Raw genomic sequence first — 479 nt, 5'->3', positions numbered from 1 at the left:
TGCTTGCTCGATGGCGGCGCACATCCTGCTGCAAGAAAGCGGTGAAGAGTATCAATCGCAACGGGTCAATTTCGCTGATGCAGAGCAGCGCTCTGAAGCTTACTTGAAGATTAATCCACAGGGTCGCGTGCCCGCGTTGATCCTCGATAACGGTGAGCCTCTCGCCGAAAACACAGCGATACTTCCGTATTTGGGCAAGCGATTTGGACTTTGGCCGACGGATCCAATCGCGGAGGCGAGAGTATTATCACTCATAGGCTTCTTGGCGACGAATGTTCATCCTTCCGTCGCGCACATGTGGCGGCCAGAGCGTTACGCTGCCGACCCTGCGGTGCATCCTCAGATACAAGAAAGGGGCCGCGAGACGTTCGACGGATACCTCCGGCAGATCGACAGCAAGCTGGCTGGGCGCGATTGGTTCTTGGACCAATATTCGGTGGCCGATCCCTACTTGTTCGTTTTTTTCCCTTGGGGAATGC

The 479-nt window shown here is 55.5% G+C and carries 1 protein-coding gene; it reads left to right on the top strand.

Annotation, left to right across the window (positions count from 1 at the left end; translation table 11 throughout):
• Positions 1-479: glutathione S-transferase family protein (locus I6F36_RS38660; protein ID WP_225173259.1), on the top strand; the 479-nt coding region annotated here is incomplete at both ends.

This window comes from Bradyrhizobium sp. BRP19, assembly GCF_020194195.1.
Taxonomy (GTDB): domain Bacteria; phylum Pseudomonadota; class Alphaproteobacteria; order Rhizobiales; family Xanthobacteraceae; genus Bradyrhizobium; species Bradyrhizobium yuanmingense.
The sequence above is the reverse complement of the archived record's forward strand: the minus strand, read 5'-3'. Positions and strand labels throughout refer to the sequence as shown.